General features: G+C 58.7%; 15 protein-coding genes. 6 read left to right on the top strand and 9 right to left on the bottom strand.

Annotated elements, in window-relative coordinates; translation table 11 throughout:
- Positions 1-13 precede the first annotated feature (13 nt).
- The 6 genes from dnaA to E5J99_RS21125 form a co-directional block, all read right to left on the bottom strand.
- Positions 14-1,513 carry a chromosomal replication initiator protein DnaA gene (gene dnaA / locus E5J99_RS03235; RefSeq protein WP_135496278.1) on the bottom strand — a complete coding sequence of 500 codons (1,500 nt, stop codon included), beginning with the start codon at positions 1,511-1,513 and terminating at the stop codon, positions 14-16.
- A gap of 143 nt (positions 1,514-1,656) precedes the next feature.
- Positions 1,657-2,580 carry a bifunctional metallophosphatase/5'-nucleotidase gene (locus E5J99_RS03240; RefSeq protein ID WP_135496279.1) on the bottom strand — a complete coding sequence of 308 codons (924 nt, stop codon included), beginning with the start codon at positions 2,578-2,580 and terminating at the stop codon, positions 1,657-1,659.
- An 86-nt stretch (positions 2,581-2,666) separates the two neighbouring features.
- Positions 2,667-3,428 carry a 5'-nucleotidase C-terminal domain-containing protein gene (locus E5J99_RS03245; protein ID WP_135496280.1) on the bottom strand — a complete coding sequence of 254 codons (762 nt, stop codon included), beginning with the start codon at positions 3,426-3,428 and terminating at the stop codon, positions 2,667-2,669.
- A 42-nt stretch (positions 3,429-3,470) separates the two neighbouring features.
- Entirely contained in the window at positions 3,471-4,733 is a 1,263-nt protein-coding gene (locus E5J99_RS03250) for an outer membrane beta-barrel protein (protein ID WP_167851956.1), read from the bottom strand.
- 353 nt (positions 4,734-5,086) lie between these two features.
- Positions 5,087-5,989 carry a porin family protein gene (locus tag E5J99_RS03255; RefSeq protein ID WP_167851957.1) on the bottom strand — a complete coding sequence of 301 codons (903 nt, stop codon included), beginning with the start codon at positions 5,987-5,989 and terminating at the stop codon, positions 5,087-5,089.
- On the bottom strand, positions 5,913-6,326 hold the full coding sequence (locus E5J99_RS21125; protein ID WP_167851958.1) for a hypothetical protein: 414 nt from the start codon (positions 6,324-6,326) through the stop codon (positions 5,913-5,915). The genes E5J99_RS03255 and E5J99_RS21125 overlap by 77 nt, the downstream gene beginning before the upstream one ends.
- Before the next feature lie 179 nt (positions 6,327-6,505).
- Between E5J99_RS21125 and E5J99_RS03260 the strand changes: the two genes are divergently transcribed.
- The 4 genes from E5J99_RS03260 (at position 6,506) to E5J99_RS03275 (ending at position 12,263) form a co-directional block, all read left to right on the top strand.
- Positions 6,506-8,275, top strand: coding sequence for a methylmalonyl-CoA mutase family protein (locus E5J99_RS03260; RefSeq protein ID WP_135496283.1), 1,770 nt, complete (start codon positions 6,506-6,508; stop codon positions 8,273-8,275).
- A gap of 122 nt (positions 8,276-8,397) precedes the next feature.
- The gene (scpA, locus tag E5J99_RS03265; RefSeq protein ID WP_135496284.1) at positions 8,398-10,536 is read left to right on the top strand and encodes a methylmalonyl-CoA mutase; all 2,139 of its coding nucleotides are present in this window, start codon (positions 8,398-8,400) and stop codon (positions 10,534-10,536) included.
- A 12-nt stretch (positions 10,537-10,548) separates the two neighbouring features.
- A complete protein-coding gene (locus tag E5J99_RS03270) occupies positions 10,549-11,847 on the top strand; it encodes an AAA family ATPase (RefSeq protein WP_135496285.1) in 1,299 nt (432 codons plus the stop codon).
- Positions 11,847-12,263: a hypothetical protein gene (locus tag E5J99_RS03275; protein WP_167851959.1), complete on the top strand. Its 417-nt coding sequence runs from the start codon at positions 11,847-11,849 to the stop codon at positions 12,261-12,263. Before E5J99_RS03270 ends, E5J99_RS03275 begins: the two co-directional genes overlap by 1 nt.
- 642 nt (positions 12,264-12,905) lie before the next feature.
- Here the strand turns inward: E5J99_RS03275 and E5J99_RS03280 are convergent.
- Positions 12,906-13,283 carry a DoxX family protein gene (locus tag E5J99_RS03280; RefSeq protein WP_135496287.1) on the bottom strand — a complete coding sequence of 126 codons (378 nt, stop codon included), beginning with the start codon at positions 13,281-13,283 and terminating at the stop codon, positions 12,906-12,908.
- Between the two features lie 333 nt (positions 13,284-13,616).
- On the opposite strand from E5J99_RS03280, the gene E5J99_RS03285 reads away from it, so the two are divergent.
- On the top strand, positions 13,617-14,348 hold the full coding sequence (locus E5J99_RS03285; RefSeq protein WP_135496288.1) for a metal-dependent hydrolase: 732 nt from the start codon (positions 13,617-13,619) through the stop codon (positions 14,346-14,348).
- A gap of 777 nt (positions 14,349-15,125) precedes the next feature.
- Complete coding sequence (locus tag E5J99_RS03290) at positions 15,126-16,754, top strand: SBBP repeat-containing protein (RefSeq protein ID WP_135496289.1); 1,629 nt, start codon at positions 15,126-15,128, stop codon at positions 16,752-16,754.
- A gap of 104 nt (positions 16,755-16,858) precedes the next feature.
- Here the strand turns inward: E5J99_RS03290 and E5J99_RS03295 are convergent, their stop codons facing one another.
- Both E5J99_RS03295 and E5J99_RS03300 read right to left on the bottom strand, forming a co-directional pair.
- Entirely contained in the window at positions 16,859-17,605 is a 747-nt protein-coding gene (locus E5J99_RS03295; protein ID WP_135496290.1) for a J domain-containing protein, read from the bottom strand.
- Between the two features lie 729 nt (positions 17,606-18,334).
- A complete protein-coding gene (locus E5J99_RS03300; RefSeq protein ID WP_135496291.1) occupies positions 18,335-18,721 on the bottom strand; it encodes a nuclear transport factor 2 family protein in 387 nt (128 codons plus the stop codon).
- Positions 18,722-18,747: the final 26 nt, after the last annotated feature.

Below are 18,747 nucleotides of genomic sequence, written 5' to 3' on the forward strand. Positions count from 1 at the left end.
TGAGAAACAATGCTTAGCGCTGTTTGCCGGCGAATTTCTTCCGCAAATCCACAATCGTATTGCGGAAATTTTTGTCGCTGTCTATCAGGTCCGAAACGGTCTGAACGGAGTGGATGACGGTGCTATGGTCGCGGCCCCCGAAGTGGAAACCGATGCTTTTGAGCGAATGGCTGGTGTGCTCCTTGGCGAAGTACATCGCTACCTGCCGCGCCGTCACGACTTCCTTCTTGCGGGTTTTGGCCTTCAGCAGGTCCAGGGAAATACTGAAGTACTCGGCCACCGTTTTCTGGATGAAGTCCAGGTTGACCTCGGCCTCCACTTCCTCAATGATGTGGCGCAGGGCCTGCTTGGCCATTTCCAGGTCAATTTCGCGGCGGTTGAGGCTACTCTGGGCCACCAGCGAAATCAGAACGCCTTCCAGCTCGCGCACGTTGGTATTCACGGAGTGCGCCAGATACTCCACCACCTGCGGCGGAATATCGATGCCATCCTGCTCCATCTTGTTCTGAATGATGGCCATGCGCGTCTCGAAGTCGGGACTTTGCAAATCGGCCGTCAGGCCCCACTTGAAACGGGAAAGCAGCCGGTCTTCCAGGCCGTTCAGGTCGCGGGGCGGCCGGTCGGAGGTCATCACGATTTGCTTGCCGGCCTGGTGCAGATGGTTGAAGATGTGAAAGAACATCTCCTGGGTTTTGTCCTTGCCCGACAGAAACTGTACGTCGTCCAGGATCAGAATATCGACCAGCAGGTAGAAGTTGGCGAAGTCCTGCACCCCGTTGTTGCGCAGGCTCTCGATGAACTGGTTCGTGAACTTCTCCGCCGACACGTAGAGCACGAATTTATCGGGCGTGGTAGCTTTGATATGGTTGCCGATGGCCTGCACCAAATGCGTTTTGCCCAGGCCTACGCCGCCATAAATCATCAGCGGGTTGAAGCTGGTAGTGCCCGGCTTGTTGGCCACGGCCAAGCCCGCCGAGCGGGCCAGCCGGTTGCAGTCGCCTTCCACGTAGTTCTCAAACGAGTACGTGCCGTTGAGCTGCGACTTCACATAGTTCCGGTCGATGGCTTTGGTGGCCTCAAACGGATTGCGCAGCATGTTGCTGGTATCGGGGGCGGCAGCGGCAGCGGCTACGTTGCGGGCCGAGCCGGTGAGGGCGCTGGCGGCAATGGCGCCGGCCATGGTAGCGGCTCCGGTGGGCGCGGCAGCCTTGCGCGAGGTCGGGATGTTGACAGTGCGCGGCTTGTTCTGGCTATTGCCCTGGTCTACGACGATGGAGTACTCCAGCCGACCTTCGGGGCCCAGCTCCTGGTAGATGCCCTTTTTTAAGACATCCACATAATGTTCTTCCAGCCATTCATAGAAAAACTGGCTGGGAACCTGGATAATCAGGACGTTATTATGGAGCTGCACCGGCATGATTGGCTCAAACCACGTACGGAAGCTCTGCTCACCAATATTAGCCTTGATGACGCGAAGACAGTTGACCCATACGGTTTGGCAATCCTTCAGCATCAATCAGTTAGAACAAAAGCAACAAGTGCTTAGAGGGCGAGAAACAGGGCCAGGAGCGGACCAAAAACAGGGCTTTTTTGGCAAGGGGAGACAAAAATGTGGAAAAGTCAGGACACAAAAAAACGGTCTTTTCCTTGCTTTTCTCACGCCGTGGTTACAGGTACTACTGCTGAGCTGGCTACGGCCGGGCGCTTGGTGCCGTGCGAGAAGGAATAGTCGAGGCGGCCCAGGTTGATACCCGACCAGCCGACCTGATTGATGAGCGTCCGGTGGCCGCTAGGGCCATCTATTGGCTCGGGCTTTTCCAGGAAGGTGTGCGTGTGCCCGCCCAGAATCAGGTCGATGCCGGCAACCTGGGCGGCCAGCTTGCGGTCATCGATTTTAGCGCTTTCGTATTTGTAGCCCAGGTGCGAAAGGCAGATAACCATGTCGCACCGCTCAGCCCCGCGCAGCTGCGCCACCACCGTCCGGGCCGTCGTCACGGGGTCGAGGTATGTGGTGCCGCCGATGTTGCGGTCCGAAATCAGGCCCGTCATTTCGATGCCCAAACCGAAAACGCCAATCCGCAGCCCTGCTTTCTCAAACACCTTATAGGGCTTGAACTGGCCGGCCAGAATAGTCTGGGAGAAGTCGTAGTTGGCAATCAGGAAGGGAAAGCCCGCGTTGGGCAGCTGCTTCTTGAGGCCTTCCAGCCCGTTGTCGAAGTCGTGGTTGCCCAGCGTGCTGGCGTCGTAGGCCATCTGGGTCATGAGCTTGTACTCCAGCTCGCCGTTAAAAAAATTGAAGTACGGCGTGCCCTGCCAGATGTCGCCCGAGTCGAGCAGCAGCACATTGGCTTCCTGCTTGCGAATCTGCTCGATCAGGCTGGCGCGGCGGGCCATGCCCCCCATACCGGCCCACTGCGGGCTGGTGTCGGGAAACGGCTCGATGCGCGAATGCATATCGTTGGTATGCAGAATGGTGAGACGCACGTCTTTGGCCGCACCTGCTGCGGGCAGGCTCAGCCCCAACAGGCTCAGGCTGCCAACACCCAGGGACGTATGCTTGAGAAAATCGCGACGGTTCATGGCTTGTCAATTAATGGGTAACAGTAGTCGGATAACGGCTGCCGGCGCACCTGGCAGTAGCGGCGCGCCCTGAAACGCGCCTCCGGCTACATGATTTTCACTCTTCCTTCTACCTTGGCTTCCACGGGCTTACCCTGTTTGGTCAGAGTCCGGATGTGGTCGGCAATGGCCGTGCGCAGCAGCACGCCGGTACTGCGGGGCTTAATGGTTTTGAAGAACACCATCTGGTCGCCGCCGCCGGCCAGATAGTCGGAAATAGCCACAGTGTAGGTGCGGGCGGGGTCGAAAGGCTGACCGCCGATGAGCACGTTGACGGGCTTGCCATCGGCTGCCACGGCGTAGGTGACATTCGAAAGTGCCATCTTGATCCGGGCAGCGTAGTCGAGCAGCTGCTGCAGCACCGGGCCGGGGGTGTCGAGCACCACCAGCTCGTTTTCGAACGGCATGAGCTCAAACACAGAACCCAGCGTGAGCTGCCCGGCAGGCAGGCTGGTGCGCAGACCGCCGTTGGTCATCACGCCCACGTCCACCGGCTGGCCCAGCGCTGTGCTGGCCCGCACCCGCTGAATATCGGCCACGAAGTTGGCCAGCGGCGACTCCCCACTGTTCTTGCCGATAGCGACCGGCACAGTGCCCAGCACTTCGTTCATTTGCTGCGTCACGCGCTGGCGGTAGGGCTCAATGGTAGCAGCCGCTTTGGGGTCTTCGGGCTGCGTTTTGCTGACCGGCTGAGCCGTAATGGGAGCCAGCTGCGCCTGGGGCTGGTAGCCCCCGCGCTGGCACCCGACCGTAAGCGTAGCAGCCAGCAGAAAGCCAAGCACCGAGGAGTTGGAACGAAGAAATGACATACGGATTGAATGTGGCGGAGGGCAAAGGTAATGCCGCCACGCTTACTTGGTAAGAGTAACGCCTAGCAATACCTGGTGGTGCCAAATTATACTCCCAACTCCCGTGTCATGTGTAAAGCCCAAACTTCGCTCGGTACGGGCCTCCAGCGTTAGCAGCCGTCCGCCTAGCCCCAGGCTCTGAATTCCCGCGCTGGCCACGGGCCCCCAACCGGAACGAGTACGAACCTCGGAAGTAAATACGGGCTGCCACGGGCTATAGGAAGTAGTGCTAGTGGCCGATTGCTGCCGGTATTCAGCCACCGCTTTCAAGCCCAGATTGGCCGCTATTCCCGCCTGCACAATGGGACGCACCCTGCCGGTGGGGTAAGTATAGCGCAACAGCAGCGGGAACTTGATGTGAGTGAGTTGCACGCGCGTCTGCTCCGAATAGGTGCTACTGCTGTAATTTATCCGGTACTCGTTCTGGTACCTCTGGTGATGGTAGAGTACTTCCAATTGAACAGAGAGCTTTTCGCTGAGGCGCGGCAGCGTAACGCCCAGCCGCAGCCCGCCCACCGGTTGCGTGGAGGTCCCGAAGTCAGCATTGCTCAGGCCTGCGAAGCCCGGGTTTGTAGTGATGCGCAACTCATCTATGCCCAAGCCGGCCACCATCCCGATAGTGACGTGGGAGCGTGGGATGGCCGAAGCTTGCGACGAAGCCGACGTAGCACTGCCCACGCAGGCGTTGTAGAGCTTGATTATAGCCACCAACTGACTTTGCTTGAATGGCAGCGAAGCCACTTGCTGCTGCACGGCCGGACAGGCACTAAACGTTTCGGCCAGCGTGCCGCGAAACAGGTTTTTCTCCAGGTAGCGGCTGCTGCCATCGGGCGAAGTGGTTAGCGTGCGGCGATACACCAGCTCGGTAGCGGCCGCCGGGCCCGTGCCGACGTAGAAATGCTCATACCCATTCGAGTCGCGGCGGTAGTAAAGCTGGGTGGCCCCGGCCACGAGCACGTCCAGGAAATAGGTACGAGGCAGCAGCGCGCTGCTGTCGGGCACGGCGACGAGGCGCGAGCGGTATACTTTGCTGCCGGGCAGGCCGTAGCCCAGCAGCTCGGTGGGGCTATAGGAGCGCACTGCACCGGCACCCTGCCGAAACCAGCACTCCGTAGCACTGCGCACGGCGCTGCGGTTATCTACCTCGCCCCGCAAAGTGTCGCCAGCGGGCTGAATGATATAACCAGGTCGAAAATCAACCTGGGCTACCGCCACAGATGATATAGTCAGCAACGGTAACACCAGCAGGCGCAGAAATCGAAACATAAGATGTTGTGGGTTAAGGAGACAAAAATGCATCAGGTATTGATTAAGGGCGTGTTTGGGATTTTATATTTCGTGTCATGCTTCCTCTGGCGTCCGCTTGTCGAAGCATGACGCAAACGGGGTTTTCACCAATTCCCAAACACGCTTTAAGGCCGTTTCTGAATCAGTGCACTGCCTCTGGGTAACGCTTCGCGTTACTCCGCGAGTCGTTGCGGACGGCCGCAGCCGACTCGTACCGGGCGTCGCGAAGTAACACTTCGCGGTATGGCGACCACTGACGGCGAAACCGCTTTTGGGCCAGAAAGCCCGGCCAAAAACAGCTTAAGCGGCGACGAGCAGCCATGCTGTGTGGGTTATTTACCGAAGGTGAAGCCGGCTACTATCGAAACGCCCCGCTTACCGGGTATTCTCCCCGCAGTAGCCGAGATGCCATCTGTGCCCTCGCCCCGAACTTCCAGCGAAAGCACTGCTCCCTGGCTAACCGGCACAGCTACCCCAGCCCCGGCAGTCAGCCCCAAAGTATAGCCGCGCAACTCAATCATGTCGGCGTAGGTATTGGTTGCCCCGGTGGTGGTTTTGTACGAGAAATACCGCTGCGCTTTGGCATGGGTGTGCAACGACAGCATAGGTCCCACTTGAAAATAGGGTCGCACGGCTCCTTTCGGGTACGTGTAGCGTACCAGCGCAGGTATTTGAATGGCGTTCAGTTCCAGGCGCACTCTTTCTTGCACATCGGTGCCATTCAGCGAAGGGGAGCTGGCCAATACCGATTCGGAGCTGAAAAGCTGCTGAAAATACAGGACCTGCAGGTGCAGCGTAAGTTTAGGATTTAAAAAAGCCGGGGCGAAATCAAGGCCTACTCCACCGCTTGGCAATTTATCCGAGGACACGATTTTACTGCCGTCGAGGCCCGGCAAAATTGCCCACGCGGCATGGCCCAGCGCCAGCACCGAAAAGCGCACCCGCGAGGCGCGAATTGGCTGCGTATACTGCACCTGATTGCCAGCACAGGCATTATAGGCGGCCACGGCTTTCACCAGCTGCGACTCTTTCAGCTCCATGGCTTGCACCAGCACCTGCGCCGCTGGACAGTCGGCCATTTTGGCCCATAGCACGGTCCGAAAAGGATAGTGCCGCTCCCGGACGGTGGTTTGCTGCTGACTTTGGGGACTGAAGCGGCTAACAGTCGTATCGCGCTGAATCAGCGCCTGCAACCCCTCCGCATTCTTGCGGACGTAGTAGCTTGCCGTTCTCATCAGCATGATGGTACAGCGCCAGCGTACCCAAGGCAAGCACCTCCAGGAAAACATACTGGGGAACCGCGCCGGGTAGCAGTTGGCTATGGTAGTGCTGGCCCTGCGCCAGGCCGTAGCCCCGTAGCTGCGCGGGCGTGTATGCTACCTCGGCACCGTTGGCAGCGGCCCGAAACCGGCACAGGATAGCTTGGCGTTGTTCGCCTCGGTAGTCAACTTCTCCGCGCAGCGTGTCGCCGGTAGTGGGCACAACATACCCAGGGCGAAAATCAGACTGGGCAAAGGCGACGGAGGAAAGAGCCACCAGGGGCACCGCCAGCAGGCATAAAAATGGGGTCATACGTGAAGAAGCAGGCAGAGTATAGCGTAGCCAGGAAAGCATAGCAAAAGATATGTCGGCAAAGCTACGGCTAAATCAGGCGGAGCAAACTCGCGCGAGTGGTAGTCGTTCTTCGCCCTTTCCGGTATCTTTAGCCCGTTCTATCCGGCCGGGTGTTCTTCGGCTTTATTCCCTCTACTATGGCCGATACGCCACATTCTGCTCCTGTTTCGTTTTCCGAATTTGACGCCGTCAGTACTGCGGCCTGGCAGGAGCGCATCAAGCGTGACCTGAAAGGGGCCGACCCGGCCGCGCTGGAGTGGGCCACGGCCGAGGGGCTGAACGTCCAGCCGTTTTACCATCAGGAAGCCCTGCACGGGCTACCGACGCAAGCCCTGACCACTTCTACAGCCTGGCTGAACATACCCACTTACGCCGTGGGCGCGGCCGATAAAGGCCACACCGCCATTGCCCGGGCTGCCGACGCGCTGGAGCGCGGGGCCGATGGTATTTATTTCGAGCTCACCGACGCGGCTTCTTTCGATATAAGTTACCTGCACGAGCGGCTGCCGTTGAGTACCAGCTATATCGGCTATTCGGTCCGGATTGGGGCGGCTAGCTTCGTGGAGCGGCTGCTGGCCACCGGCACCCCCACACTGCGCGGCTTTCTGCGCTTCGACCCCGTTACCGACCACGCCCCCGACCTGCCGCACCAGCTGGCCGAGCTGCGCACGGTGCTGACGCTAACCCGGCACATGGCCGAGTTTCGGGCCCTGACGCTCAACGGCGCGTTCTTCGCCAATCGGGGCGGCACCGTTATTCAACAAGTCGGGTTTGCGCTGGCAGCTGCCGCCGTGTACCTGGAGCAGCTGCCCACCGACGATATACCGCTGGCCGAAGTAGCCGCTGCTTTCCAGATTCAGGTGGGCCTCAACCCCAACTACTTCTTCGAAATAGCCAAGCTGCGGGCCCTACGCCGGCTGTGGGCCACGCTGCTGCACGCCTTCGGGCTGCCGGCCGACGCGGCCCAGGCTCTGCGGATTTTTGCCGTTACCTCCACCTGGTCCCAAACCACGCTCGACCCGCATACGAATCTACTGCGGGCCACCACCGCTACCATGGCCGCCGTGCTGGGCGGGGCCAATGCCGTGGGGGTAGCCCCGTTCGACAGCCTCTACCAAAGCCCCAATGAGTTTTCGGGCCGGCTAGCGCGCAACCTGCCGGTTATTTTGCGCGAGGAAGCGGGCCTGAACCGCGTGGCTGACCCGGCGGCAGGATCCTATTACCTGGAAACCATCACCGACCAGATGGCTCGCGAAGCCTGGGCAGTGTTTCAGCGGGTCGATGCGGCGGGCGGACTTAGCGTGGCTATCGGCATGGTGCTGCAGGAGCTGCACGCGGTGGCTCAGATGCAGTTCCAGCGCATCGCGTCCGGCGAGCAGGTTATTATCGGCACCAACCGGTTTCAGAACCCCCACGAGCAATTCGACTATAACCCCAAGAAGCTGCTGCGCAGTAAGGAGTTTGACTCGACGCGGGCCGCGTACCCCTCGGAAGTGCTGCGGCTAGCAACGGTCTTACACTTCCAGCGGCGTGAGAAAAAGCACCGCCGCGCCGCCGTAGTATTACTAGGCGCGCACACCAATCAGCTGATTATGGAGTCGTTTCTGCGGCTGCTGCCCGTGCAAGAGCGCCTGGCGCTGAAGGCCAGTCATCCGGCAGGCACGCTGTCGGTGCTGTTTTCGACGCCCGAAGCCGCTACGCTCATGTACGCCACCCCCGACCAGTTCGGGCACTTCGCCCGCGTGGTGTGCCGGGTGGCCATCAACGAGCCCGACTTTGTGCCGCCCACTCTGCTCACCGCCGATTTGGCGACAATGCAGGAGGCCGTATCCCTGTTTGGCTTCCGCGAATTTACCGTGGAAGGCTACAGCACCGACGACGTGCTGGCCCGCCTCCAGGGCCGGTAACGCAGTAAGAGCAGCGCTGCTGGCTCTGCCGTCCGCGCTGCCGATAGCCTCTCTCCCGCCTAGTGTCTGAATAACTGGTACACCCGAAATGCTTCGGCTGCACAAACGGATAACCCCACCTGATGAAACCCGACTTCGCCCATATTTCCTACGACGCTGCTCCTTTGTCGCCCCTTGCTGCGGCCACGGCTGGTAGTCTGACGCCCGAGGGCATCACTATCAAAAGCCACTACAGCGCCGCCGACGTGGCCGGGCTCGACCACCTGGGCTTCGGCGCGGGCGTGGCGCCTTACCTGCGCGGCCCCTACGCCACGATGTACGTACAGAATCCCTGGACCATCCGGCAGTACGCGGGCTTCAGTACGGCCGAGGAAAGCAACTCCTTCTACCGGCGCAACCTCGCCGGCGGCCAGAAAGGCCTCTCCGTGGCCTTCGACCTGGCCACGCACCGCGGCTACGACTCCGACCACCCCCGCGTGGAAGGCGACGTGGGCAAGGCTGGCGTCGCCATCGACTCGGTGGAAGATATGAAGATCCTGTTCGACCAGATTCCGCTGGACCAGATGTCGGTGAGCATGACCATGAACGGGGCCGTGCTGCCGATTATGGCCTTTTACATTGTGGCGGCTGAGGAACAGGGTGTGGGGCCGGAAAAGCTGGCGGGCACCATTCAGAATGACATTCTGAAGGAGTTCATGGTGCGCAACACCTACATCTATCCGCCCGCGCCGAGCATGCGCATCATTGCCGATATTTTCGCTTACACGGCGGCGCACATGCCCAAGTTCAATAGCATCAGCATCTCGGGCTACCACATGCAGGAAGCCGGAGCCACCGCCGATATTGAGCTGGCTTACACATTGGCCGACGGCCTGGAGTACGTGCGCGCCGGCTTGGCCGTGGGTATGGATGTGGATCAGTTTGCCCCGCGCCTCTCCTTTTTCTGGGCCATCGGCATGAACCACTTTATGGAAATTGCCAAGCTCCGCGCCGGCCGTCTGCTGTGGGCCAAGCTCATGAAGCAGTTCAACCCCCAGAACCCCAAAAGCCTCGCCCTGCGCACCCACTGCCAGACCTCGGGCTACTCGCTCACTGAGCAGGACCCGTTCAACAACGTGGCCCGCACCGCCGTGGAAGCCCTGGCCGCAGCCCTGGGCGGCACCCAGAGCCTGCACACCAACGCCCTCGACGAGGCCATTGCCCTGCCCACCGACTTCTCGGCCCGCATTGCCCGCAACACCCAGCTCTACCTCCAGCACGAAACCGACATCACCCGCGTGGTGGACCCTTGGGGCGGCTCCTACTACGTGGAAAGCCTCACCCACGAGCTGGCCGACAAAGCCTGGGCCCTCATTCAGGAGGTGGAAGCGCTGGGCGGCATGGCCAAGGCCATCGAAACCGGCCTGCCCAAGATGCGCATCGAGGAAGCCTCGGCCCGCAAGCAGGCCCGAATCGACTCGGGCAGAGAAACGGTGGTGGGCGTAAACAAGTACCGCCTCACCGACAAGCAGCTCGACGCCGAGCAGAAGATTGATGTGCTCGACATCGACAACGCCGCCGTGCGCGAGTCCCAGATTGCGCGCCTCACCCAGATTAAGGCCGAGCGCGACTCGGCGGCCGTGCAGCAGGCTCTCACGGCCCTCACCGACGCGGCCCGTAGCGGCCAGGGTAACCTGCTGGAGCTGGCCGTAAGCGCCGCCCGCCTGCGCGCCACGCTGGGCGAGATTTCCGATGCCTTAGAAGCCGTATACGGCCGCCACCAAGCCACCATCCGGGCTATTTCGGGCGTGTATTCGGCCGAGATGAACTACGACGAAGAGTTTGCCAAGGCCCGCGCCGCCGCCGATGCCTTTGCCGTGGCCGAAGGCCGCCGCCCCCGCATGATGGTCGCCAAGATGGGCCAGGACGGCCACGACCGGGGCTCCAAGATTATTGCTACCTCCTTCGCCGACGTGGGCTTCGACGTGGACATTGCGCCCCTGTTCCAAACGCCCGGCGAAGTAGCCCGCCAGGCCACTGAGAACGACGTGCACGTAGTGGGCGTGAGCAGCCTCGCCGCCGGCCACAAAACCCTGATTCCCCAGCTGATTCAGGAGCTGCGGCAGCTCGGCCGCGAAGACATCCTCGTCATTGCCGGCGGCGTCATCCCCGCCCAGGACTACGACTTCCTGTATAACGCCGGCGTGGTGGGCGTATATGGGCCGGGGACGGTTATTGCTGTGGCGGCGCAGGAGATATTGGTGAAGCTAAGCGAAGCCTAATACATACAAGTCATGTCAGAACGCCTAATCATTCGCAACTTCGCCGGGCTTGATAATATTGATATTGAGCTTGGAAGAATAAATATTTTTATTGGCCCGCAGGCTAGTGGAAAGAGCGTTTGTGCTAAATGTTTATACTTGTTTAAATCATTTATACCAACATTATTCGCTTCGATAAAGTCGGGACAATCTAAAATCAATTTTGAGGATTCGTATTTAATACGATTTAGAGAATATTTTCCTAATTTATGGCGCAACGATAAAGATTTTATTTTACGCTATGAAGCCGCAAATATCTTCGTACAGATTGAGAGTAAAGACCGGAAGTTTGAATTTACATACTCGGATATTTTCATAACCACAGCAGAGAATGCTAGGAAAGAAGTGGAAGCATTCAATACTAAATCTATCCGCTTTCCTCATAGCCAAGACATATTCGAACGGCTTGCGTGGGAACCTCAAGCATTATATAACCTAAGAGCTTCTTTCCATTATAGTAATGGAAACGAATTAGAGCCACTGCAGCGTTACGTAATAGCTGGACGCTCCTTTTTCACCGCGCTAAAAGGTTCAGTACTCACATTTTTAGCTAATACGCCTTCATCAGCTATAGATCCTTTGCTTAAAGATTTTATTCAGCAATATGAAATTGCACGTCGCTACCAACTTATAGATGGTGCATCTGACAAGAAATCATTTTACAATTTGACACAGCAAATAATAAAGGGCAAGCTTGCATTGAATGGTGATGAAGACTATGTAGTGAATAATGATGGCAGGCGGGTACCATTGGCAAATTCTTCCTCTGGTCAGCAGGAAGTTTTTCCCTTACTACTAATGCTACTGGCTTTGATACCAGAAGAGGAAGATAGGTATGGTCCGATAGACGATGAAAGTCAAGTATTATATATTGAGGAACCTGAAGCGCACTTGTTTCCAGAATCTCAGCAGGCTATAGCTTATTTAATGGCAGCTATTTACAAACAAAGCCCTTGGCATTTGCAATATATAATCACCACACATAGCCCCTACTTTCTCACATCCTTTAACAACCTCATCTACGCCCACCAACTCGCTGAACGCCTGCACGACCAACCAACCGAGTTAAAGAAGCTCTACAAAATAGTCCCCAAAAGCCAGCAGGTTCCCTTGTCGGATTTCCGGGTATACGGCCTTGAAAATGGTAAAGCAATTTCGCTTATCGACTATGAACTAGGTTTGATATCGGCCTCTCTACTCGATAGTGCTTCCGATGTTACAGCCGACCAATTTGGCGACCTGATGGCCCTCGACCCCACGACCAAGCCGTGATGACAATTCCTGACCATCAGAAGCGCGTTACTAACAATCCTAAGATTTCAGTTAAGACGCCAAGAGCTGCCAGCACTTTCACCTTGCTCAATCCTAAGCGGCTAGAAGTGACCGTGCTGGAACCGGAGCAGTTCTTTCCGACTGGCCAGTGGAATTGCGACTTTGTATTTCAAGCACCAGCCGCATCAGCTGAAATATATGTAGAGCTAAAAGGCAGCGACTTTCTCCATGCTCTTGAGCAGCTTGCCAATACAATCAAGCTGCTCAAGTCTCCTCTGCAACCTAAGAAATGCTTTGTGGTGATTCGCCGCTCTCCTAGCATCGATACTAAAATGCAGAAGTTGCTACTAGACTTCGGACGGCGAAACAAATGCACTATTAAACCTAAAACGCAACACTGCGAGCATTCTTTATGACTTCCCGGCCCGCCCACCAGCGGGCCGGCTTCGTTGCCCCTCGCCCCCGCCGCTTCTCCCGTCACTTGGGCTGCTTCACCCGTGACCAGGCTGAACTGGCCGAGCTGATTAAGTACGCGGGCCCGAAAAGGCAGCCGCCCAGAGTACCGCTTGAAGCGCCAATCCATGTTTCTACCAACAGGCTCGGCCAGCAAGTGGGGCCTGTTTCGTTTACCGGGAGTTTTATCCAGGCAGGCATCACCCAAACCGGCAGGCCGGAATAACGAGAGGACAGCCGGGTGATTGTAGCTTAAAGTGGCTGTGGCATTTTATCGTTGACTATCCTGCTTGATCTGGCATCCACTAGTCGATGCACTCTCCCAAATACACAACTGCCACGCATACAAACAGCCCCATTTGCGCCTTCCGTAGACGCAAATGGGGCTGTTTGTATGCGTGGCAGTTGTGAGCTACCGCGCCGCCACCGGTTCGGGGCGGCGTATCATAGCATCAAGGCTCCAGATGCCGGGGCCGTGGGTGCAGATGTAGAGAAAAGACTTGTTCCTGAATAAAGCGAAACGAAAAAAGGCCGTCATGCTGAGCTTGTCGAAGCATCTCTACCGCGGTGGTAAGTAGCATTGCGGTAGAGATGCTTCGACAAGCTCAGCATGACAGCCAAATTTTAGCATCGGGTCCTAATTCAGGAACAAGTCTAAAGACGAAGCAGTAAATCACGGCCGGCTCGCCCCCGTTCAGGATGGGCAGTGGGCCGTTGCCGGCATGAGCCATGAAGTAGGCCACGGCCATCGTGCCGCTGCACAAAAACGCGGCGATGCGCGTGAGCAGCCCCACCATACTCAACAGCCCCCCAACCAGCTCGATGATGCCGGCCACCCCAATCAGAGAGGCCAGCTCGACGGCGGGTTTGTCGCCGGGGAAGCCCAGCAGCTTCTGGCTGCCGTGCATGGCAAAGAGCAGGCCGACGACAATGCGCAGCAGGGCGTAGGCGTAGGGAGAGTAGCGCGAAATAGTGTCGTTCATGGGGGTTAGGAAGTTCAGATTAACGATACCGCTACTACGCATGCCTTGGAGATAGGGTCAGCCTCGGGTAAGACGCGGGGTTCCGGTAAACGCTGGAGTGCCGTTGCCGGGCCTGGGCTTCCTCCGACATAGCGTGCATGTGCGCTTGGAAATTATCCTGCTCACTCCAGCCGCTACTGGCCGAGGTATTTCTGCCAGCTATATAATCTGAGTAACCTTGGACTTCAACTCGACTCAGGCTGACCCAACACAAAAATTGTAGCCTGGCCTTGCGTGACGCAGACGACCAGGTAGATTACCTTGCCATTTCTCGCTTTTTAGCTCGTTTCTGCCATGCCCGCCACTACCCAGCTCCAGCTGCTCGGCCACGCCAGCTTCCGCATCACCACGCCCGAAGCCCTTGTTATCCTGCTCGACCCGTGGCTGACCGGCAACCCCTACATGCCCGAAGCCCTGCGCCAGCCCGAGCGCGCCGACCTGGTGCTCATCACCCACGGCCACGACGACCATTTCGACCCCGAACTGCCGGCGCTGCTGGCCCGCACCGGCGCGAAGGTGGTGGCACCCGCGCCGGTACGGTTTTACCTCTATGAGCAGGGCGTTCCGCCCGAACAGTGTGAGGCGATGAACGTGGGCGGCGGCATCGATGTGCTGGGCCTGCGCCTGACCATGACTGTAGCACAACACGCGGCTCACGTCGATTTGCCGGGCAATAAAACCGGCTTTCCGCACGAGGCCGTGGGCTATATTCTGCGCTTCTCTGATGGCACGGTGCTCTACGCCGCCGGCGACACGGGCCTGTTCGGCGATATGCGCTTACTGGCCGACCTCTACCAGCCCACCGTGGCGCTGCTGCCCATCGGCGACCGGTATACGATGGGGCCGCTGGAAGCCGCCCACGCTGCCCGGCTGTTGCGGGTGCATCATGTGGTGCCGTTCCACTACGGCACGTTTCCATCCTTGGTGGGTACGCCGGAGCAGCTCCGCGCCCACCTCACGCCCGCCGACAACGTAACCATTCACCCGTTACGGGCCGGGGAAACGCTGGCACTGAATAGCTTGTAGCTTCTGCCGCCGCCGCCGGGGCGCGGCGGCACCTTGTGTCGCTCGTTGTGCTGGGGCAGCAATGCACACGTGTAGCAACGCTTGCACGGCAGGCAGTAATTATTGGGGCGAAAATGCGGGAGTACTGCTCCCCTGAAACAATGCGGAGTACAGCGCATGATCAGTTCCGAGAGGCATTCCGGCCACTTTTTGGCATAAAATATTGAAGTTTTTGGGTTCTGCGAAGCACAACAGTAGGTACAGGCCACGGGTCAAAAGCCAAAATTCTTTTTTATTGGATAATAGTATTTCGGTATAAGTTTTAATAAATTTCATTTAGGCAATAGAGAAGTGGATCGGGGCATCAACAGTTTTTCACTACGTTGAAACGAGTGTTGGTCAGCAGCTGGGAGGAGATTTACCAGGTGCCGTTGGGTAGGTGTAAGCGTAAGAACATTTTAGCAGATTGTTATTCTGGCCGAACGGCTGGCAATGTCCCTATTGTGGCGTGGCGCTGAGCAGCTACGCTAGTACCGATACTTCCCGCGCTGCCGCAAACCGGCAGGAAAGCAACGTCAGCGGGCTTTTCAGACTATTTGCCGCCTGGTTTGCGGCCTGTGCCGCCGCTGCGGCTGGTCAAGGCAAGCATCTTCCCTACTTCCTCCCATAGTTTTCAGGCCGCTTCTACGGGGCCTGCGGCGAGCTGACTGTTTGCCGCAGCTTACCATAGCGCCTTATTTCAATTGATTCCGTCTTTTTCACTAGTTCTCCCTCACTTCCCAACCGCGCTACTTTCTTATGAAACAACTTTTCCTTGCTTTCGCCCTACTAGCCGCCCTGGCCGCGCCCGCTCAAACTCCCACCTGGAACTGGCTCCAATCCGTTGAAGGGGTAAACTCCATCACCGATATTGCCATTGCCCCTACCGGCGACTTTTACATAACCGGCCGCTTCGATAATAGCCTGCAGTTGAACAACCGCCGCCTGACCAGCCCCGGCCGCTGCCTCTACATTGCCCGCCTCGATGCCAGTGGCCGGGTGCTCAAAACCACGCAGCTCAACGTGAGTACCGACGTACTGCCCACTAGCCTAGCGGTAGACAGAAACGGCAATTGCTACGTCGCGGGCTCGTTTCGCGGCACCCTGACGTATGGCAGCAGCGGGCGCATCACGTCCCAAAGCCCTAACGCCGATGACGTGCTACTGCTGAAATGCAGCCCCGAGGGCACGGTGCGCTGGGTGCGGCAAGCCAGCAGCACGGGTCCCGAACAGTATGCCACCCAAAACCAGGGCTGGTCGGTGGCTGTGGATGCTTCGGGCAACAGCTACGTTACTGGCAGCGTCAGCGGCAGCGCTGTGCGGTTTGGCAGCCTGAGCTTCGCCAACCGCCAAAATAAGGCCTTCCTGGCCAGCTACGACGGTCAGGGCACGGTGCGCTGGGCAAAACTCTGGGATGCTCCCGCCGGCAGCTTCGCCGCCAGTGCGGGGCGCGCCACCTGCGTAGATGGAGCCGGCAACTGCTACGTGAGTGGCAATTTCTCCACGACCTTAACCATAGACGGCACCACCCTACAGCCCGCCAACTCCGAGAGCAACCTATTTCTGGTTCGCTTTGATACGCGCCAGGGCCAGCTGCGGTGGGCCAAAGCCCCCGGTGGCTATGGTGATGGAAAAGCGCTGGCCACCGATGCCGCCGGCAAAGTGTATGTAGCCGATAGCTTCAGCGGCACGGCTTCCTTCGGCGCTACCACCCTCACCAGCGCCGGCAGCGCCGACGTTTTTGTGGCACGCTACAACACCCAGGGCCAGAGCGAATGGGCCACCGCTATGGGCGGCCCCAACTATGATTTCCCCACCGATATAGCCGTCGACCAGGCAGCGGGGCAGGCTTACGTTACCGGCTCGCAAGGCATTACCTCCGCCAACCAAACTTTCATTACCCAGCTGCAGGCTACGGGCCAAATAGTCCGCACGACGCTGGTGGGTGGCCCCGGCACCAGCACGGGCAGCTGCCTGGCGCTGGATAGCCGCAATACCGTGTACACGGCTGGCATAGCCACCGGTAGCTGCCAGTTTGGGCCGCACGCTACTTCCGGCACCAGCACGGCCAGCTACTTAGGACGCTTTGGCCTGACCAGTCCGTCGGCCGCACGCCCGGAAAGCCCGGTCTTGGCCCTGGAAGCGAGTGTATTCCCCAACCCGGTTGAGGACCGGTTTACGCTCCGGGTGCAGGCTCCCGATGCCGGTCAGCCCATGCAGGCTACGCTGTACAATAAGCACGGGCGCATAGTAGCGCGGCAAACGCTACAGAGTGCTGCAGGCAGCGCCGAAACCGTATTCGATACCTCCGGCCTGCCCAGCGGCCTTTATGTTCTGAATCTGGAGCACAACCAGAAGATAACCACTCAGCTGGTCACGGTCCGGTAGCGGCGCTGGCTATTCAACGCATCTTGCCCGTAACAACCGGCTCCACCGTGTGGTGGGGACGGTTGTTACGGGCAAGATGCGTTTACGTGTACCGACGGGGCGCTTCAGAACCAGAGTATGATGACCAGTGCCACCACGGCCAGCAGCGTAGCGGCTACGGCGGTATTGACGCGCATTTCGGGGGAGCGGCCGGGCAGCACCCCCAGCACAGCCACGACGAGCAAGGCCAACGGCAGCCACACGAAAGAGCCGTAAATATTGCCGCCGTAGGGTTTGAACCCAGCGGGCTCACCAGCCGGGCGGGCATCAGCGCTTACGCGGCGCACGATGCCCAGCACCGCTGTTCGCTGCACCGTCAGCCGCGCGCCTTTCCGGACGCGGTGCCCCAGGCGGCTCGGCACCCGAAACGCGGTGCGGGGCGTCGTCACATCGTAGGCCATCTGTGGGTTGGAAGCCGAAGCAGAAACGGACACAACCTGCCGGCTCATAACCACCTCATCAGCGTAGCTCCGGAGCGGCAGTGCCCAGTCGAGGGCCAGCAGCAGGCACAGCCCCACCAGCAGGCCATTGAGCCAGCGGGCCGCCGGCGCATAGCGCGCCATCATAAGAGCCGTGGCATCGGGGCGCGGCGCGGGGCTGGGCGGCTCCTGGGCCAGCAGCACATCGTAGGCTAAGCGCCGCAAAGGATTACCCAGAATTTCGTAGCCGGTATGCACTTCCTGTAGTCGGGTCTGCATCGCCGGATCGACCGTGCGGCGGCTCAGGCGGGCTTTTTGCCGCTGGTACGCCTGCTCTATCTCGGCCGGAGTGGCGGTAACGGCTACGCCCAGAAGACGGTAATAATCCTGCATCGGCGTGTTCGTTCGGCCAAAGGCTTAAAGCGTGTTTGGGAATTTAAAAAAACGCCGATTCCGTCATGCTCATCTGGCGTCCGCGCAGCCGAAGCATCTCTACCACCAAAGTAACCTGATTGCCGTTGCGGTAGAGATGCTTCGACTGCGCGGACGCCAGATGAGCATGACACGAAAGGCAAAACTCCAAACACACTCTTAAAGTAACGAACACGGGCCGGATAGCCCGGTACATTATTTAGAGTCCCGCGTACTCAAATATACACGGCAATGGTTTGCGGGCGGGTACTGGTTGGCGCGGGGCCTGTGGCCGATTCTTATTTTCTGAGACCTGGCGCGGGGTATCTGCCGTTGCCAGGGTGGCGTCGCCAACCGGGGTAATGCAGGTTCCGGCCGCCGCACTACAGCGCGTACAAGTCCGGAGCATCGGCCACGGGCCCCACAGGCGCGCAAGAACTACCAGCACTACTCCCAGCGCGAAAACCCAGCGGAAAATAGTAGTATGGATGCGCATCGATAGCCCCAGGGAAGATAGTGGAGCAAGTGGCCCACTGCCCCACGCCTGCTGGTATCCTAAAGAGAAGCAAAGGGTCGTCGCCGTGCCACTTCTTTTGCTCAACTGCCCTTCCCGCTATGTAAATGCTCCTGTTTTCTATCTGGCTTATTCACCTGTGTACTTCCGTCGACAGCCAACGATGGGTAGCAACAGGGCTTTTGCGTTAGGCCGCTTCAAAACATAGTATTGTCGTTGGCGGCATGCTGGGCTATGGGTTGCAGCACGTCCCAGTGCTCCACTATTTTGCCGGCTTCGTCGAAGCGAAAGATGTCGATACCAGCGTAGTCCTGGTCGCCGGGCCAGTGCTGATGGCAGTGCAGCACCACGTATTCGCCCTCGGCCACCACGCGCTTCACCTCGACCCGCTTGCCCGGATATTCCCGGGCCATGCGTTCGAAATAAGCAATGAACCCCGCTTTACCGTCGGCTACGTGCGGGTTGTGCTGCCGATACCCGGAACCAACGTAGTGGGCTACGGCCTGCGCGGGCTGGTTCTGGTTGAACATCAGGTCGTAGAAAGCAACGGCGCTCTGCTTGTTCTGGGCTGGAGTAGCGGGCATGGGCGTAGTGAATGAAGAGGATTGGA

The sequence above is a fragment of the Hymenobacter elongatus genome (assembly GCF_004745955.1).
Lineage (GTDB): Bacteria > Bacteroidota > Bacteroidia > Cytophagales > Hymenobacteraceae > Hymenobacter > Hymenobacter elongatus.